The 16,041-nt window shown below is 29.1% G+C and carries 14 protein-coding genes and 1 pseudogene; 4 read left to right on the top strand and 11 right to left on the bottom strand.

Going from position 1 to position 16,041, the window contains the following annotated elements; genetic code table 11:
* Positions 1–134: 134 nt before the first annotated feature.
* From B3B03_RS09680 to B3B03_RS09655, 6 genes are all read right to left on the bottom strand, one after another.
* Complete coding sequence (locus tag B3B03_RS09680; RefSeq protein WP_346877165.1) at positions 135–1,259, bottom strand: ABC transporter permease; 1,125 nt, start codon at positions 1,257–1,259, stop codon at positions 135–137.
* Complete coding sequence (locus B3B03_RS09675) at positions 1,259–2,368, bottom strand: ABC transporter permease (protein ID WP_346877164.1); 1,110 nt, start codon at positions 2,366–2,368, stop codon at positions 1,259–1,261. Before B3B03_RS09675 ends, B3B03_RS09680 begins: the two co-directional genes overlap by 1 nt.
* A gap of 9 nt (positions 2,369–2,377) precedes the next feature.
* Positions 2,378–3,310 carry an ABC transporter ATP-binding protein gene (locus B3B03_RS09670; RefSeq protein ID WP_346877163.1) on the bottom strand — a complete coding sequence of 311 codons (933 nt, stop codon included), beginning with the start codon at positions 3,308–3,310 and terminating at the stop codon, positions 2,378–2,380.
* Between the two features lie 173 nt (positions 3,311–3,483).
* A complete protein-coding gene (locus B3B03_RS09665) occupies positions 3,484–4,110 on the bottom strand; it encodes a response regulator transcription factor (protein ID WP_346877162.1) in 627 nt (208 codons plus the stop codon).
* 323 nt (positions 4,111–4,433) lie between these two features.
* Positions 4,434–4,973 (bottom strand): rubrerythrin family protein, encoded by a 540-nt coding sequence (locus B3B03_RS09660; protein ID WP_346846329.1) that lies wholly within the window; start codon positions 4,971–4,973, stop codon positions 4,434–4,436.
* 154 nt (positions 4,974–5,127) lie between these two features.
* Entirely contained in the window at positions 5,128–5,496 is a 369-nt protein-coding gene (locus tag B3B03_RS09655; protein ID WP_346846330.1) for a hypothetical protein, read from the bottom strand.
* Between the two features lie 207 nt (positions 5,497–5,703).
* Here B3B03_RS09655 and B3B03_RS18055 point away from each other — a divergent pair.
* From B3B03_RS18055 to B3B03_RS09635, 4 genes and pseudogenes are all read left to right on the top strand, one after another.
* A pseudogene (locus B3B03_RS18055) lies at positions 5,704–5,808 on the top strand (CPC_1213 family protein); the annotation flags it as partial.
* Positions 5,809–6,222: 414 nt separating this feature from the next.
* A complete protein-coding gene (locus B3B03_RS09645; protein WP_346877161.1) occupies positions 6,223–8,145 on the top strand; it encodes a cell wall-binding repeat-containing protein in 1,923 nt (640 codons plus the stop codon).
* A gap of 141 nt (positions 8,146–8,286) precedes the next feature.
* Positions 8,287–9,435 (top strand): PdaC/SigV domain-containing protein, encoded by a 1,149-nt coding sequence (locus B3B03_RS09640; protein WP_346846333.1) that lies wholly within the window; start codon positions 8,287–8,289, stop codon positions 9,433–9,435.
* Positions 9,436–9,571: 136 nt separating this feature from the next.
* Complete coding sequence (locus B3B03_RS09635) at positions 9,572–11,527, top strand: glycoside hydrolase family 25 protein (protein WP_346877160.1); 1,956 nt, start codon at positions 9,572–9,574, stop codon at positions 11,525–11,527.
* Between the two features lie 45 nt (positions 11,528–11,572).
* Here B3B03_RS09635 and B3B03_RS09630 read toward each other — a convergent pair whose 3' ends face one another.
* The 5 genes from B3B03_RS09630 to B3B03_RS09610 form a co-directional block, all read right to left on the bottom strand.
* Complete coding sequence (locus B3B03_RS09630; protein WP_346846335.1) at positions 11,573–11,923, bottom strand: hypothetical protein; 351 nt, start codon at positions 11,921–11,923, stop codon at positions 11,573–11,575.
* A gap of 81 nt (positions 11,924–12,004) precedes the next feature.
* Complete coding sequence (locus tag B3B03_RS09625) at positions 12,005–12,328, bottom strand: hypothetical protein (protein WP_346877159.1); 324 nt, start codon at positions 12,326–12,328, stop codon at positions 12,005–12,007.
* Positions 12,329–12,424: 96 nt separating this feature from the next.
* Positions 12,425–13,180, bottom strand: coding sequence for a TSUP family transporter (locus B3B03_RS09620; protein ID WP_346846337.1), 756 nt, complete (start codon positions 13,178–13,180; stop codon positions 12,425–12,427).
* A gap of 125 nt (positions 13,181–13,305) precedes the next feature.
* Entirely contained in the window at positions 13,306–14,478 is a 1,173-nt protein-coding gene (locus B3B03_RS09615) for a toxic anion resistance protein (RefSeq protein ID WP_346877158.1), read from the bottom strand.
* A gap of 100 nt (positions 14,479–14,578) precedes the next feature.
* A complete protein-coding gene (locus tag B3B03_RS09610; protein WP_346877157.1) occupies positions 14,579–15,874 on the bottom strand; it encodes a 5-bromo-4-chloroindolyl phosphate hydrolysis family protein in 1,296 nt (431 codons plus the stop codon).
* Positions 15,875–16,041: the final 167 nt, after the last annotated feature.

The raw sequence follows: 16,041 nt of genomic DNA, 5'->3' as shown, positions 1-16,041 counted from the left end.
TATTGCTTAATTATATCATTTAAAGATAAGAATACATATATAAACCCTCACTAATAAATTAAATTTCTTAGTGAAGGTTTATTATAATGGTCTTTAATACAGTATTTATAATACTTACATTAAATATAAAACTTTTATTGAAGTTTGAACTTAAGCTTATAGGCTGAAGCTAAAAATAGCGCAATGGAGAAGAGTAATAATATTCCCAAATTAATAATAATAGAATCTGTTCCCATACCCATCTGAAGTTTAGTTATCCCATTCATTACCCAGTACTGAGGAGTGAAGGGAGCTATAAATCTAACACTTTCAGGTAAAAAATTAATGGAAGTAAAAGCACCTGATACCATGGTAGTGATAGTAATTACAATGTTAGAAAACATACCGTATCCCTTAGAATTAAAAAATAAAGCTATGGAAAAAGTACCAAAGGCCACGGTAACTAGGGCTATTCCTAATAATAGAAGAAACAGAGGAATAAAGCTCACTCCGGTATATATATCTACAAAATAATTTAGAGTTATAAGGGTAATTAGAAGTTGAAAAGCTAAAAGTGAAAAGTTTGCTAAGATATTTCCTCCAATATATTGAAAGGAGGTAACTGGCGTAGTAAATATTCTATAGTAAGTTTTATTCCATCTTTCTGATAATACTATATAAGATATAGAAGATGCCCTCATCATGAGAAAGAAAATTACAAAGGCAATTGCAGTTTGAGTTAAATCAAAATCATTCTCTAAATCTGATAAGGTTTTAGAGGTTATTTTAACTGGATCATCACTATATTTTAATAAAAGTTTTTCATATTCATCATTGCTTTTATTAGAATTAATGCCCAAGTTATATAAATCTTCTACTTGAAGATTTACTATGGAGGTAATAGCATCACCCATAGAACTGTCTTTTTCAGAAAGTACATTAATCTTTTTAGGAGTTCCATTTATAATACTTTCTTCAAAGTCTTTAGGGATTTCAATGGTGACAGGAATAGATGTCTCCATCATAGTTGATTCAACAGTAGAACTTTCAAGAGGTACTGTACTAATTGAAGAATTATTACTTAAACTACTTATTAAAAGCTTTGATGAATCAGAGCAATCTTCATCTATAATCCCGATTTTTACAGTTCCATTGCTGAAACTAAATAATTTTATACTAATCATTATTATTATTATAGGAATAAAAAGTTGTATTATAGAAAGCTTATCTTTAAATATAAGCCTTAGATTTTTTTCCGCCATAACTAATAAAATCTTCATTAATAAGCCTCCTGTTTATTTGATATAGAGAAAGTAAAAGCTAAAAATAAAATTCCCAGTGCTACAGAGTAAAGAATACTTATATAAAACTTAGAATAGTCCTCATAAAAAGCTATGGAAAGAATAGATTTATTTATTAAGGTTAAAGGTGAAATATAGCGTACTATATCAAGCAGCTTATTACCATCTTCTAAATATATATATCCTCCACCTAAAAATGTCATAACAGGTATAATTAAGGTATTAAGAAAGAAGGAACCATGTTTTTCTTCCTTAAAAATATATCCAAGTAAAATCCCAAGGGTAGTGCCAAAGAAATTTAAAGATAAAAGGAGTGCTATAACAGAGAAGTAATCCTCACCCCAATAAGCTTTTAAAACAAATATGGAGTAAAGCATTGCAGGAATTAGTGATATCGCTGTTACAATAAAAGTTGAAGTAACTTTAGTTATTATATAGGAATTTTTAGAAAGGTTCCCTTGAAAGCACCTAGCTTCTATTTTGTTTCTTCTATTATTATAAATGGTATAAAACCCATAGCCCGAACCATAAAGGACCATCATAGTTATTTCCACGATGCCATAATAATCATAGGAGGTAAACCCTTTTTTAGGCTGAAATTCAGTAGCAGTAGTAAAGCCTTCTTCTAAGGTTTCAATATTACCATTGGTGATACTTTTTAGAGTGACTTTTTTAGATATGGAAGTTAGCATACTTATAACTATATTTGTGGAATATTTATTCTTAGAATTTTTATAAACTATAATATTTTTATCCTTAAGTTCTAGGAATATAGAATTAGCGGTTTGAACTTCTTTTTGACCTTCTTCTACAGATGAAATTTCTTTAAAGGTTATATTATTATTTTTCCCCAGTTCTAAGAAATTGTTTAATATAAGTTTTTCTTCACTATAATTAGAAGTGGTAGAAAGATTGTTCACATATATCACTGTTTTAGGTTTAAATTCATAGCTTGAAGAAAAGGCTCCACTTAAAGTTATTCCAAGGGTAGTCATAAATAATATAGGGAAAATTATCATGGATAACATGGAGGTCTTATCCCTAACTAGGTCTAATATATCATAATAAACAACATTTAAAAATTTCATAATTTCCTCCTAATCCCTAAGCTTTTTGCCAGTTAAAGTTAAGAATACATCTTCTAAATCTAAGGTTTTATAACCCATATTTCTAATTTCTATATTATTAGAAGTAAAAAAGTTAATAATGGAACTTAAATTTGATACATCTTTACTGGAGGTTATCAGTACTTTATTTTCATTTAAGGAATAACTTTTTACTCCCTTTATTTCCAAAAGCTTTTCTAAAACAGATTCATTAATATCATAGCCTTCAATTTCTAAAGTGGAGTTATCAGAAATTAAAGAGATTAAATCATCCTTAGTTCCCTTTGCTATTAGCTTTCCATTATCCATAATAACAATTTTATTACACAGCTGTTGAACTTCTTCCATGTAGTGAGAAGTATAAATAATAGTGCAACCTTCTTTATTAAGCTCTTTTGCCATATTTAATATATGATTTCTAGATTGAGGATCTATTCCCACGGTTGGTTCGTCCATAATTATAATTTCTGGCTTATGAGCTATGGCGCAACCAATATTTAATCGACGCTGCATTCCACCAGATAGATTTTTACACTTAGTTTTTTTATGATCCTGTAAAGAGATAAAATCTAGAGCATAGTTTAAACCCTCTCTCAAAGAAGCTCCCCTTAACCCATAAAGTTTTGCAAAAAAACTTATATTTTCTTCTACTGTAAGGTTTTCGTATAAAGATATGTATTGAGGTACAATACCCATACGAGCCTTAATTTCTGATCCATACTTATAAAGAGACTTTCCAAAGATTTCTACATTACCTTTAGTAGGCTTTAGTATGGAGGTGATTATATTTATAGTAGTAGTTTTACCTGCACCGTTAGGACCTAAAAGACCTAGAATTTCACCTTTTTCAATGGAAAGAGTTAAGTTATCTACAGCAATATTATCACCAAAGTTTTTAGTCAGGTTTTCCATATTTATTAACATTATAACAACCCCTTTTTTAAGCTAAAAAATTATTAAGTATTTTCTAAAAATCATATTGATATTTCTTAGCTGAAATTTAAATATAATTAGAATATCCTATAATTAAATTATATAAAAAACCTTTCCCACTAATAAGTGGAAAAGGTCATAACTTTATATGACTTTAGTCATACCTAAATTTTTCCTTTTAAATAACAAACTGCAATTTGGGTTCTATGCTTTAAATTAGTTTTAGTTAATATGTTTGTAATATAATTTTTCACAGTACCTTCAGAGATATATAGCTTTTCAGAAATTTCCTTATTACTTAAACCTTCAGCAATAGATTCTATAATTTCCACTTCTCTTTTAGAAAAATTATTCATATTAGGGTTAGGACATACTGGAGAAGTTTTAGAAAGAAGCTTATCTATAATTCCATTTTCCACTACGTCACTTCCATTATGAACTACTTTTATGGTGTTAATAATAGTATTAGGAGAATTGCTTTTTAACAAATAACCCTTTGCTCCATTCCTTAATGAAGAAGAAATATATTCATCCTCATCAAAGGTGGTTAATATAATGACTTTAGTTGATGTGACTTTACAAATCTCCTTAGTTGCCTCTACACCATTTAATTTAGGCATACGAACATCTAAAAGTGCCACGTCCACAGAGTTATTACAGCAATATTTAACAGCTTCCAAACCATTTTCACAAACATGTACAACATTTAACTCCTCATCCATGGATAATATAATCTTTAAACTTTCTCTTATCAGTGCATCATCATCACAAATTAAAATTTTAATACTCATAATAACTCCTATAATAAAAAAATATAAACTTTTAATAAAAAACATGATATCTTCAATTAATGTATAGTAGAAGATCAAAATTAATATGTATAAATTTAGCTCCATAGTATATAAATTAAATATTTCTATAAAAATCATTAAAAACCTTTATATTATAAAAATAAAATAGCGAGATTACCCTGGGGGTGGGTATCTACGCTATTTTAAGGCATTTATCCGATGACTACCAGCTCTAATACTCCAGTCTTCTTAAAAGAGGGAGTAAAGAGCTGTTACGTCCCTGGATAACGATTTCTAATCTTCGAAGAAGCTAAGAACTCTGTTTATTCTAGAGGGTTACAATATGGCTCAAACCATCCTTGAGGGAATTTACAAAGAGGACATACTTTAGGTGCAGTGTCACCTTCATGTATATATCCACAGTTAGTACATTGCCATAGAGAATCAGAATCTCCTTTATACAAGGTACAGCTAAGTAATCGGTTGTAAAGAGCACGGAATCTTAAATCATGCTCAGCTTCCACTTCTGCAAGTTCTTTATAGAAGTCTGCGATTTCTTCGAACCCTTCCCTTCTTGCGACTTCTTCATATTCTTTATAAATTGCAGTTGCTTCAGCAGTTTCGCCCATAAAGGCATTCATTAAGTTTTCTTCTGTAGAGTTTACTTCACCTAAAAATTCTCCAAATACCCTTCTAGCATGGGCAAGTTCATTAAATGCAGTTTCATCAAAAACTTGGGCTACATAGTGAAGACCTTCACTTCTAGCTTTTTCTGCATATAATGTATATTTAGTGTTAGCCTTACTCTCACCAGTAAAAGTCTTTTTCAGATTTTTTTCAGTTTGACTTCCGTAAAATTCCATATAAATCTCCCAAAAAGTACTATCTATATATAATATATTAGTAGGTACTTTAAAGGTTACAAAAAATAGACTATGAAACATGAAATTAAGTTTCATAGTCTATTTTTTATTTATGCACTCATCAATATCCATAATAAATCCTTACATAGAAATTTTACTCTTCATAGTAACTAAAACAATAAAATAAGCAATTTTTATAATGTGGTAGATCACTTTCAAGGATAACATGACCATTGTCAGGCATCTTTGAATAGAATTTCTTAGTACCATCTTCAAATCTAATTTCTATAGTTCTAAGTCTTTTGAAAAGTTCATTAGCTAGTTCATAATCAATAGGCTTAATTATTCTCCATGTATCATTAAGACTTACATGCTTATCTTTTGCAAGTTTTACACGTCTGTGAATGATAAATTTTTCTGGACCTCTAAGTTCTAAAGTATGACCTTCAGAATTAATAGCTCTGTAAGTAGGATGAGAATCTAAAACTTGAAAAGCTTCTAAAGTTGATAAATTGTATTCCATAATGTAATAACCTCCTTTAAACCATTTTTATTATATTAAGTTTACTCTTAATATATGAGTATAATACTATAATTATATCATAATATGATTATAAGTGCAGGTAAATATTAGAAAATATCTTATATTTAAATTTAAGAAACTTTAAAAAGTATAAACTAAAGATTTGTGGTTACTCTAATATTACAAAGGGGTGATACCGTGACAAATATGAAAAAAACACAAAATAATAAAAAAGAAGATGGACATTTTAAGAAAAAAAATATAAATCATGATCCACAAGTAGAAAGTGCTAAAGCTGTATTTAATGGACCTAAGGCTGAATACAATGGTCCTAAAGCAAAGGAGCATGATCCAAAGGATTTTATTATTTAAAGTAAGAATTAAAAGGTATATCATAGTGATGAAAGTCATTAGGATATACCTTTTATAAGTTATAGCTCTAATTAAATCCATTACTACTAGCTTTAATACTCCATCTGAAGCTAAAAACTCTGTTTACCAAGATTTAAATTCATATTAATTATTGCATGAGGAAGCTATATTATAAAAGTTTACAAATTACTCCCAATTTATATGTTATAATGTATAAGTAACACTGTAAAAGTAAAAATTCCACATAATTTATCAAAAATCAAAAGGATATGAATGATATATGTAGAATAAAATTAATGGTGACTATATTTTAGTGATAAAATGTATAATTATGTATAATAGGGGGAAAGAAGAGTGAAAAGAAGTAAAAGTCGTATTAGAAAGCTACTATGTGCAATAACTGCAATGTTAACAATTACTATGGTATCTCCAGTTAGTAGATTAGCTGCAGCAGAAGATGGTGGTATAAGTAATACAGAAAGTCAATTAAAAACTATACTAAGTGAAAATGAAGGGGCTAATGTACAAGTGAAAAATGGATTATCCATTGATGTTGGACAAGCAATTGACCATACTAGCCTTTTAGTAGAAGAAGAAGCTTCAATTCCTTTTAAATTAAGTTCTAGAGATGAAAGTATAGTCAAAGTAGACAAAAATGGAAAATTTGTGGGTGTAGCTACAGGGGAAACCTTTATAACCCTTGAAAGTGAAGGCGGTACTTATGTTTATGAAGTATTAGTAAAGGAGCCAACTAAAGAAGTAGCATCAGCTAGAACTTTAACAGCAACCACTGCAAAAGCTATAACAACTAACAGTAACTATAGAGTATTTATTGATGCAGGACATGGTGGTGATCCGAGATATGGTGGTGATCCAGGAGCTTGTGCGAATGGATTAGAAGAAAGACATTTAACTTTAGCGATAGCTCTTAAGGTTCAAAGAATTCTTCAATCTCAAGGAATAGAAGTAGTAATGAGTAGAACTACGGATAAGTTTTTGGAGCTTAGAGAAATTAGTTCCCTTGCTAATAATTCAGGAGCTGATGCCTTTGCATCAATTCATATAAATTCAGCAACTACAACTGCTGCATATGGAATAGAAACTTATTATTATCCTAATAGAATGGATTCAAAGCCACTTGCAGATTCTGTGCAAAAACAATTAATAAGCAGTACAGGAGCTTATGATAGAAAAGTAAAGACTGCTGATTTTCATGTGGTTAGAGAAACTAAAATGCCATCAATTTTAGCAGAATGTGGTTTTATAAGTAATAAAAGTGAAGCAATTAAAATGAGCACTAATTCTTATCAAGAATTATTAGCTAGTGGTATAGCTAATGGTATAAATAATTATTTAAAGGCTAATGTAACCCTTTCTTCAACCCCTGGTGAGAGAATATATGGAGCTACAAGATATGAAACTTCTTATTTAGTGGCAAAGAAGGGGTGGTCTTCTTCTGATACAGTTGTAATAGCACCTGGAACAGATTATCCAGATGCTCTATGTGCAGGTCCGTTGGCTGCTAAAAATAAAGCACCAATACTATTAGCTAGGAATCAATCTTTAAATGAACAACAAGAACTTAAAAATTTATTATCTAACCTAAAGGTTAAGAATGTATATATAGTAGGAGGAACTGGTGTTCTTTCATCTGCTTTTGAAAATCAAATTAAAGCAATGAATATAACTACAAAAAGGTTAGGTGGAGCAGATAGATATGAAACTTCTTTAAAAATTGCACAGCAGATTGGAATTCAAAGTGAAGTTGTAGTTACAACTGGGGAAAACTTTGCAGATAGTCTTTCCATATCATCCATTGCAGGTATTAAAGCCATGCCGATACTTTTAACTAGAGACAGCACTATACCAACTAATATAAAAAGCTATTTAAGTAATAAAAATATTACTAAAACTTATGTAATAGGTGGTTCTGGTGTTATATCAGATTACACAGCGAAAACTTTAATTAATTATGAAAGAATTGGTGGAGTAGATAGATATGATACAAATCAAAAAATATTTAATAGATTTAAAAGCGTATTAAATATTAGTGAGATGTATACTGCTCTAGGAACTGATTTTCCAGATGCTCTTTCAGTATCAGCTTTAGCAGCACAAAGAAAATCTTTTGTACTATTGATGGATCCAACTGAGGTGAATATATCAGTAATGAATTTAGTTACGCAAAATAGAAATACTATAAATAAAATGTATATATTAGGTGGACCACAGGTAATAACAAGTACTATATTAAATAAATTAAGAATTAAATTATAAAAAATTAATTTGAAAAAATGTCTTAACTAAAGGTTAAGGCATTTTTTTATTAAAAATTAACAGGTGTACACAAGATTTATATGGGCAAACTAATATAAAGTTATTTTATTTAAAATATATTTTATAGAAGGGAGAAATGTTATGAAGAAAGTTATATATTTAATTTTAGTTTTATTATTAACTACTAATTTTCATGGAGCATTTGCCATAGATACACACAGTGATCCTGATTCCGTAGAGATATCTTTACCAAGAATGGTTAATAATATACTGAAAGATGAAGAAGGTGCCACAATAGAAAACGAGGAAAAGGTATATTCTAATAAGTATGTATCTGTAAATATCAATAGGCCCATTGTAAAGATTGTTAAAAATAAAGAAGCAGAAGGGATTATAAATAATAAGATATCAAAAAGAATTAATGACTTTGAAGAATATATAACAAAGCTATCTATTAGAGACAATGAATATAATATAAAAGTTGGGTTAGAAACAAAACCCTATGTAATTAATGTAAACAATAATGTGACTTATAATAAGAATAATATCCTTTCAATAACACTAAACCTATATAGTTATACAGGTGGAGCTCATGGATCATCAGTAGATGAGTCTTTTAACTTTGATATAAATACAGGAAATAGAGGAGTCATTGAAGATTTCTTGGGTAATAATAGGAATTATAATAAAATTATTTTAGACAATGTGAAAGCTACTATAAATAAAAATCCTGAATTATATTTCAAAGAAGCTGTAGATAAACTAAATGTAATCCCTTATAATCAAAAGTTTTTCTTAACAGATAAAGACTTAGTTATATATTTTGATGAATATGAAATTGCTCCCTACGTAGCAGGAATTCCTAAATTTTATATACCTCTAAGTAAATTTCCTAAAGGTTTAAATAAAGTAAATATTCAAGTGGAAGCCCCAATAATAAAAACAATAAATTATGAAGAAAGTAGTGAAGATTTTAATCAGTATTTATCTTATCCTAAAATTGAAAATATGATAAACAAGGATATAGAGATGAAAATTAATAACTATATTAAAGATGAAGTTTTTAAATTTATAAAAGATATAAAGGCATCAAACACTCAAAATAAAGATTCCGATAAATATGTAAAAGGAGTTACCACATACTACAAGAGCTTATTTAAAGATAAAAATAGCATAATTTTCTATATAACCTATTCAGGAAATAATAGAAGGGATGAAAATATTTTCTTAAACAATAAAATATATGAGGTAAACTTACAGAGTGGAGAAATTAAAGTAAAGAATCAGTAGATAATTAGGTTCTATATATTAAAATCTAATGAGAGTAATTTTAAAAAAATCATATAAATTCAAATAAAAATGTTGTAACACATTGGATATATGACTAGTAATATAATAAGTGAAGCATTCAATTTCGGAGGAGAGTATGCAAAATAAAACTAGTCGTAACATAATAGGTCCTGATTTAAATGAATATAGGGGCGATGTAAATTATACTCTACTTGCAACACAAACCCCATATGCTTATTTACGTGGTTCTGGTTATGGTACTGGTAGATTTAGAATAGACAGAAAATTTATTGAGTATGTAAACGGATTAAGAAATGTGGGAGTAAAAACAGGAGCATATCACTATGCAGTACCTTCCACAGATTTAACTACCGCAGATGTTCAATGTGATGGATTTATAGACATATTACAACAAGCTTATGGACCAGGAAGATATGGAGATCTATTCCCTGTAATTGACATTGAAGCACCACTAGATAAATCTATATCTACAGATGCATTACTAGATTGGGTAGACAGATTTAGAAAGAGATTTGAAAGAAAAACTAGAAGAAAAATGATGTTATATACTGGAGCATTTTTTATTGATTTATATAATAATTTCTACCATACTAAGAAAGGCTTTATTCTAGCAGATATGCCTCTTTGGATTGCTATGTATCCAGAATTACCAACAAATCCTCCATATCCAAGGGATCAAGGTGGATGGACTAGATGGAGAATGTGGCAATTTACTGAGAATGGAACCATGCCTGGAGTAAATCCACCAGTAGACTTAAACTATGGACCAGAAAATTTAGATTTATTAACGCAACCTAGAAGTGTAAGAGACTTTAGAGCAGTAGCAACAGGCCAAGAAATAAGAATGAATTGGACTAAAAATACTGATATAGATTTAGGTGGATATAATATATTCATAAACTCCAACTATGTAACTACATTAGGCAGAGATGCTAACTCCTATGTTTTAAAACTAGCTAACAAACCAAGTCTAGGAGAAAGGTATATAATGTCTATTGAAGCCTTTGATACCGACGGAGATTTTTCACAAGAGAGAGCTAGTGCTAATGTTACTTTTGGTAGGGAGATAGTATTTAATAATGAAAATTCCCATGAATGTCAATGTAATAACAGATGGAATGTAGATGATTATACTGATGTAAAATCTGTAGAATTTAAGGATCCTGTAGATGGTTTAGCAAAAAGATTTATTAAATCTGTTGAAAGAAAAGAAGATTTTGATATGTATGATGATTTTGTAGAAACAGATGATGAATTTGATGATATTTTATATATGAAGAGATTAGAAGCTGAAAGAGCATATAAAAAATATTATGATAATAGAGAATCTAGGAATAAATTTGGTCTTAATGAAGTTAATAGGGATTATAGATGTGAAGATGATTGTGAATACTTAGAAGAAAAATCTAAGTACATTTGTCCAAAATGTAAGAAGTGCAATGAAGAACACCATGAACACCATGAAGATGATCACGACCACCATCATGAACACCATGAAGAGCATTGTGATCACCATCATGAACACCATGACGAACATGATAAACATGATAAGTGGAATAAGGATGATTACCATTGCAAGAAAGAATACTATAATGGCCAAAATAATTATAAAGATGATGATTATCTAGAAAATCATAACTTCCATAATAATGATGAGCTATATGAACACCATGAGGATAAATCAGAATTTATAAAGGAATGGGACAAAAAACCTATAAAATGCAAATGTGAAAGAGAAGAAGATAATCAAGACATAGTTTTAAATGATGATTGTAATAGGTATGAAAAACCAGTATATGATGACATCCTAAGAGAAGAATATGAAGGAGACCGTCGTAGATTAGAAAATCGTGATCCAATAAGTTATAAGGTATGTGAGGAATGTGTGCAGCCTAAGAGCAACTGCATGAAGTGTGAATATTTACTTCAAAACATGTATCTAAATAATTGTGATTATGGACACAAACATCATAAAAAGAAATACTATGATTATAAAGAATATGATGAATGTTATCCAAGTAAGAAGAAGAGCAAGAAGAACAAAAAACATCATAAAAAACATCACAGATAATTAAAAAGTCCACTTTCTTTTAAGGAAGGTGGACTTTAATACATATTATACTTCTTTTGGTGTATCCGTAATAGGTTCAGTTTTTATAGCATACTGAAAAGCACCTTCGTCACTATCTTCATATTGTTTTATGTCAGGGAAAGCTTCATAATCAATTTCAGAATCTTCACCACAGTGACAAGCATTTAGATTTTCTTCATAGTCATCATCTAAGAAGCTACATTGACATAGGTCTGATTCTTCATCTCTATCTTCATCTTCATTTAAATCACCCTTCATAAGAGCCTCACTTATAGACTTTATGCTCTTGTTTGAAACGGCATTTACAATTTTATCTACAACCACAACAGCACCTACAATAGCTAAAGTATTTGTTATTAATTTTTTTAAATTCATAATATCATTCCTTTCTTAAGATTCCCATTTAGTTTATGTATAATATGAGAAATTATATCTAAATATTTATTAAAATATTTTTTATTGCATTATATTAGTTTTTTGTGCCCTTATTTTTTTCATAATAGACTCTAGATTAAACATATGGCTTTGAAGTATGTTAAGATTCTTACCTAAAGTCATGCTTCTAGTTATTATTCCATCAAATAGATCTGATTCCTTTTGAGTAAGAGAATCCTTAAACCTTCCTCGTTGTTCAAAGTTAAGTTTTTCAAATTCTACAACAATGTGATAACAATACTCTAATAAGTTGCCATTAATATGACTAGCTCTATTTTTATAATTTCTCTTACAAACTAAAAATCCAATAATAATTATAATAATTACAACAACAAATGAATACATGAGCACAAAGCCTCCTTTTTAGCACACATTAATAAGTATAGGTTAAGGATAAGTTCCTGTAAAGAAAATTATTCCTAATATATAAAATATTTAATATTAGAATAGTTGTAATAACATTTTTATAGCTACCGCAAGGGACATAGTAACAAAAATAGGCTTAATAACCTTTGAACCCTTATTAATAGCTAACTTTGTTCCAAGCTTAGCTCCTAATATCATAAATACACAAACAGGTATACCAATTAGATAATTTATGTTACCACTAAAGGCAAAGGTAACAAGAGCAGCAATATTACTAACAAAATTTAAAACTCTAGCATTTGCTGAAGCTTTAAGAAAATTAAAACCTAAAATATTAATAAGACCAAAGATTAAAAAGGAGCCTGTACCAGGTCCAAAGAATCCGTCATAGAATCCTAGTGAAAAAGCAAAGATTATAGAAATAGTCATATTCCTTTTATTTAATCCCTTAAAATTATCCTTTTCCCCAATGGATTTAGAAAAGAATGTATAAACACCTATGGCAAGAACCAGCACAAGAACTAAAGGTTGAAGAAAACTTTCATCCAATAGAAGTACAGCCTTAACTCCTAAAATAGAGCCTATTAAAGTGAAAGGTGCCACTATTTTAAGAAACTTAAAATTGCAGTTACCTGACTTTATAAAATTAATAGAACTAGTAAGCGAGGCCATAGAAGCTGTAAACTTGTTAGTTCCAAGAACCACGTGAGGAGGCAAACCAGCTATCATATAAGCAGGAACGCTTATTATCCCACCACCACCAGCAATGGAATCTACAAAGGCTGCCAGAAAACCTGCAAAGCATAAAAAAATAAAAGTAAGTGTATTCATAATTCCTCCAGAAATTTAATTTTTACAAGCTTCATATTAAAGAATATATTATAAATTTATGAAGCATAATCTACTCTTATATTATAAGGGGAAAAGGAAGAAAAAGAAACAGAATAGAATTTAAATTAATAACGAATATCTAGAAGCTTTTTCTTAAGCTCTCCTTCCATACGTCCAATTTCAAGTTCAGCCTCTTGACGTTTTTGACGGCCTTGCTCTTGGATTTTAACTACTTCATCTAGGGTAGATATAAGAGTTTGGTTAGTGTGTTTTAAAGTTTCAATATCTACAATTCCACGTTCACTTTCTTTTACAGTTTCAATAGTAGCTGTTTTTAATGATTCAGCATTCTTACGTAATAGTTCATTAGTCATATTTGTAACTTCTCTTTGAGCTGCCATTGCTTGTTGAGAATGAGCAACACCTAAGGCAATAACCATTTGACTCTTCCATAGAGGAATAGTATTGACTAAGGTAGATTGTATCTTTTCTGCCATAAGAGTATCATTATTTTGAACTAATCTAATTTGAGGAGCCATCTGAATAGATATTACACGAGTAAGTTCTAAATCATGAATTTTTTTCTCAAAACGATCACAAAGATTAGCCATGTCATTAGTAGCTTGAGAATCTTCAGGTAGATTAGATGTATTAGCCTTTGCAACTAATTGGGGTAACACTACTTTACGAACTTCCTCAAGTTTTTTCTTGCCAGCAAGGATATACATAGAAAGTTCTTTAAAATATACTAGATTTATACTATACATTTCATCTAACATGGCAATATCCTTTAATAGCTGAATTTGATGTCCTTCTAAAACATTACATATTTTATCTACATTTACTTCTGCCTTATTATATTTAGTTTTAAGATTTGATATATTATTAGCTGCTTTTTTAAATATTCCAAAGATACCCTTTGGTTTTTCTTCAGTATTAAAGTCTTTAAGTTCACCAATTAAATTAGTTATCATATCTCCAACTTCACCTAAGTCCTTTGTTCGAACATTTTTAAGAGCACTTTCAGAGAATCCAGCTATTTTTTTTTGAGATGCAGCTCCATATTGAAGGATCATATTTGTATTAGTAATATCAATTTTTTCTGCAAAATCACTTACAATTTTCTTTTCATCATCACTTAATGAGCTATCATCAAGAACTTCAGGTTCCACATCTGGAGCTAGTTGTGGTTTAACTTCAGGAGTTGCCTCAGTAAAAGTATCTAAGGTAAGTGAAGGAACTATATTTGATGTATTAGAATTTGTATATAATATATCTTTGTTTTCAGTATTTGTCATTTAATTATCCTCCTTGATATTAAAATAAATATATTTCTCTATACTTAAGTAAGCATAAAATTTAAACACGTATAATTTGAAAAAATTTATATGAAACAAATTATTTCATAAAACCATCACTAGTTAGACCTTCTTGGACAAGCATAGCCTCTAGTACTTTAATGTCAGTAGATATATCTAGAGCATCATCAGCAAATAGATTATCTAATTGTTTTTCAAAGGCATCCGCTATAGTAGAAAGAATGCCTTCAATGTTTTCTATGGTAGTAGATATGTTACCACCTTTAATACATTGTCCATTTAAACTTATATATGAATTCAATAGTTTTAAAAGTGTAGGTAAATAATAGCTCATAAATTTACTTATTTGAGATGCATCTTCAGGATGTTTTGCAATGTATCTAAAAATCTTGTCAGTAGCTACTTCCATACGTGTAATTTGATTAGTAATCTTCTCATCAGGAATTTCATCATTTGCCTTTTTAATTTGATTAAGATAAGCAAGTCCTTCAGCAATAATAACATCTACAGCTTCATCACCAGAAGAGATTATTTCATCGGTAGAAGAAGGCAATTCTTTAGCAGAAGAAGTTGTTTTAACATTGTTCTTTTTCCTATAATTTTTATAAATAGAAGATTTAGAAACACGTTTTAAAAAATAAAAAAATAAAAATAAAAAAAGTAAAAATGCAAAAAGTAAAATTATTCCTAAATATTTCATAAAAGGTACGCCTGAGTTATCAGAATTACTTTTATTATAAGTATTATTTATATCATAAGAATTATTTTTATCAATAGTATCAATCTTAGTAGCTAAGCTTGATACCACATTGCTAAGATTGTACTTATTATTATGGGTACTTAGGGATGTAGCAAACTTTTTTTCTATAGATTTATAGACTGTTGAATCCGTTAAAGCACTTTTTAAACCAGTACCTGTAGCAATGAAAGTCTTATTTTCACCAGAAACAATAAGAAGTAATACTGCATTATTTTTTTCTTTTAAGTCCATATCCCATTCATCAAAAACTTTATAAGCATAGGTTTCTATGTCATTACCTTCTGGTAAATTTTCAATAGTTAACACTGAGATTTCAGCATCACTAGTTTCAGTAAACTTCTTGTTTCTTGTGATTATATATTTTATACTACTATCAGGCAATACATCAGCATTATCCGTTACCCACATAAGCTGAGAACGGGTAGGAACTAGTGAATCACTAGAACTCTTTTTAGATGTATTTATATCATTTTTAGCATCATTAGTTGCATATAAAAGTTCAGGGGAGTCAAGTATATTGGATTCAGCATTAGCAGATGTGTTAAAGAAACTTGTGGTAAATGCTAATACAATAACAAGTATTAAGGATTTTAAGTTTAAAAATTTTCGTTTCATAAATATCTCCTTTAAATAAAGATTAAAATAAATATAATATAGTTTATTAGTTATGTATTCACAACCTTTGTAAAATATATATTATAGATACTATAATTGTAAATACATTTAGAATTAGTGTCAATGAATATTGGGATTATAAGAATTTTACTAAATTAAAAATAAAA

It is taken from the genome of Clostridium sp. UBA5712, assembly GCF_002419845.1.
In the GTDB taxonomy this organism is placed as follows: Bacteria; Bacillota; Clostridia; order Clostridiales; family Clostridiaceae; genus Clostridium_J; species Clostridium_J sulfidigenes.
This window is presented reverse-complemented; position numbering and strand designations above follow the sequence as displayed.

Bases quoted from the DNA above. Each gene is read 5' to 3' on its own strand.
- B3B03_RS09680 (WP_346877165.1), bottom strand. From the start codon at position 1,259: ATGAAGATTTTATTAGTTATGGCGGAAAAAAATCTAAGGCTTATATTT.
- B3B03_RS09675 (WP_346877164.1), bottom strand. From the start codon at position 2,368: ATGAAATTTTTAAATGTTGTTTATTATGATATATTAGACCTAGTTAGG.
- B3B03_RS09670 (WP_346877163.1), bottom strand. From the start codon at position 3,310: ATGTTAATAAATATGGAAAACCTGACTAAAAACTTTGGTGATAATATT.
- B3B03_RS09665 (WP_346877162.1), bottom strand. From the start codon at position 4,110: ATGAGTATTAAAATTTTAATTTGTGATGATGATGCACTGATAAGAGAA.
- B3B03_RS09660 (WP_346846329.1), bottom strand. From the start codon at position 4,973: ATGGAATTTTACGGAAGTCAAACTGAAAAAAATCTGAAAAAGACTTTT.
- B3B03_RS09655 (WP_346846330.1), bottom strand. From the start codon at position 5,496: ATGGAATACAATTTATCAACTTTAGAAGCTTTTCAAGTTTTAGATTCT.
- B3B03_RS09640 (WP_346846333.1), top strand. From the start codon at position 8,287: ATGAAGAAAGTTATATATTTAATTTTAGTTTTATTATTAACTACTAAT.
- B3B03_RS09635 (WP_346877160.1), top strand. From the start codon at position 9,572: ATGCAAAATAAAACTAGTCGTAACATAATAGGTCCTGATTTAAATGAA.
- B3B03_RS09630 (WP_346846335.1), bottom strand. From the start codon at position 11,923: ATGAATTTAAAAAAATTAATAACAAATACTTTAGCTATTGTAGGTGCT.
- B3B03_RS09625 (WP_346877159.1), bottom strand. From the start codon at position 12,328: ATGTATTCATTTGTTGTTGTAATTATTATAATTATTATTGGATTTTTA.
- B3B03_RS09620 (WP_346846337.1), bottom strand. From the start codon at position 13,180: ATGAATACACTTACTTTTATTTTTTTATGCTTTGCAGGTTTTCTGGCA.
- B3B03_RS09615 (WP_346877158.1), bottom strand. From the start codon at position 14,478: ATGACAAATACTGAAAACAAAGATATATTATATACAAATTCTAATACA.
- B3B03_RS09610 (WP_346877157.1), bottom strand. From the start codon at position 15,874: ATGAAACGAAAATTTTTAAACTTAAAATCCTTAATACTTGTTATTGTA.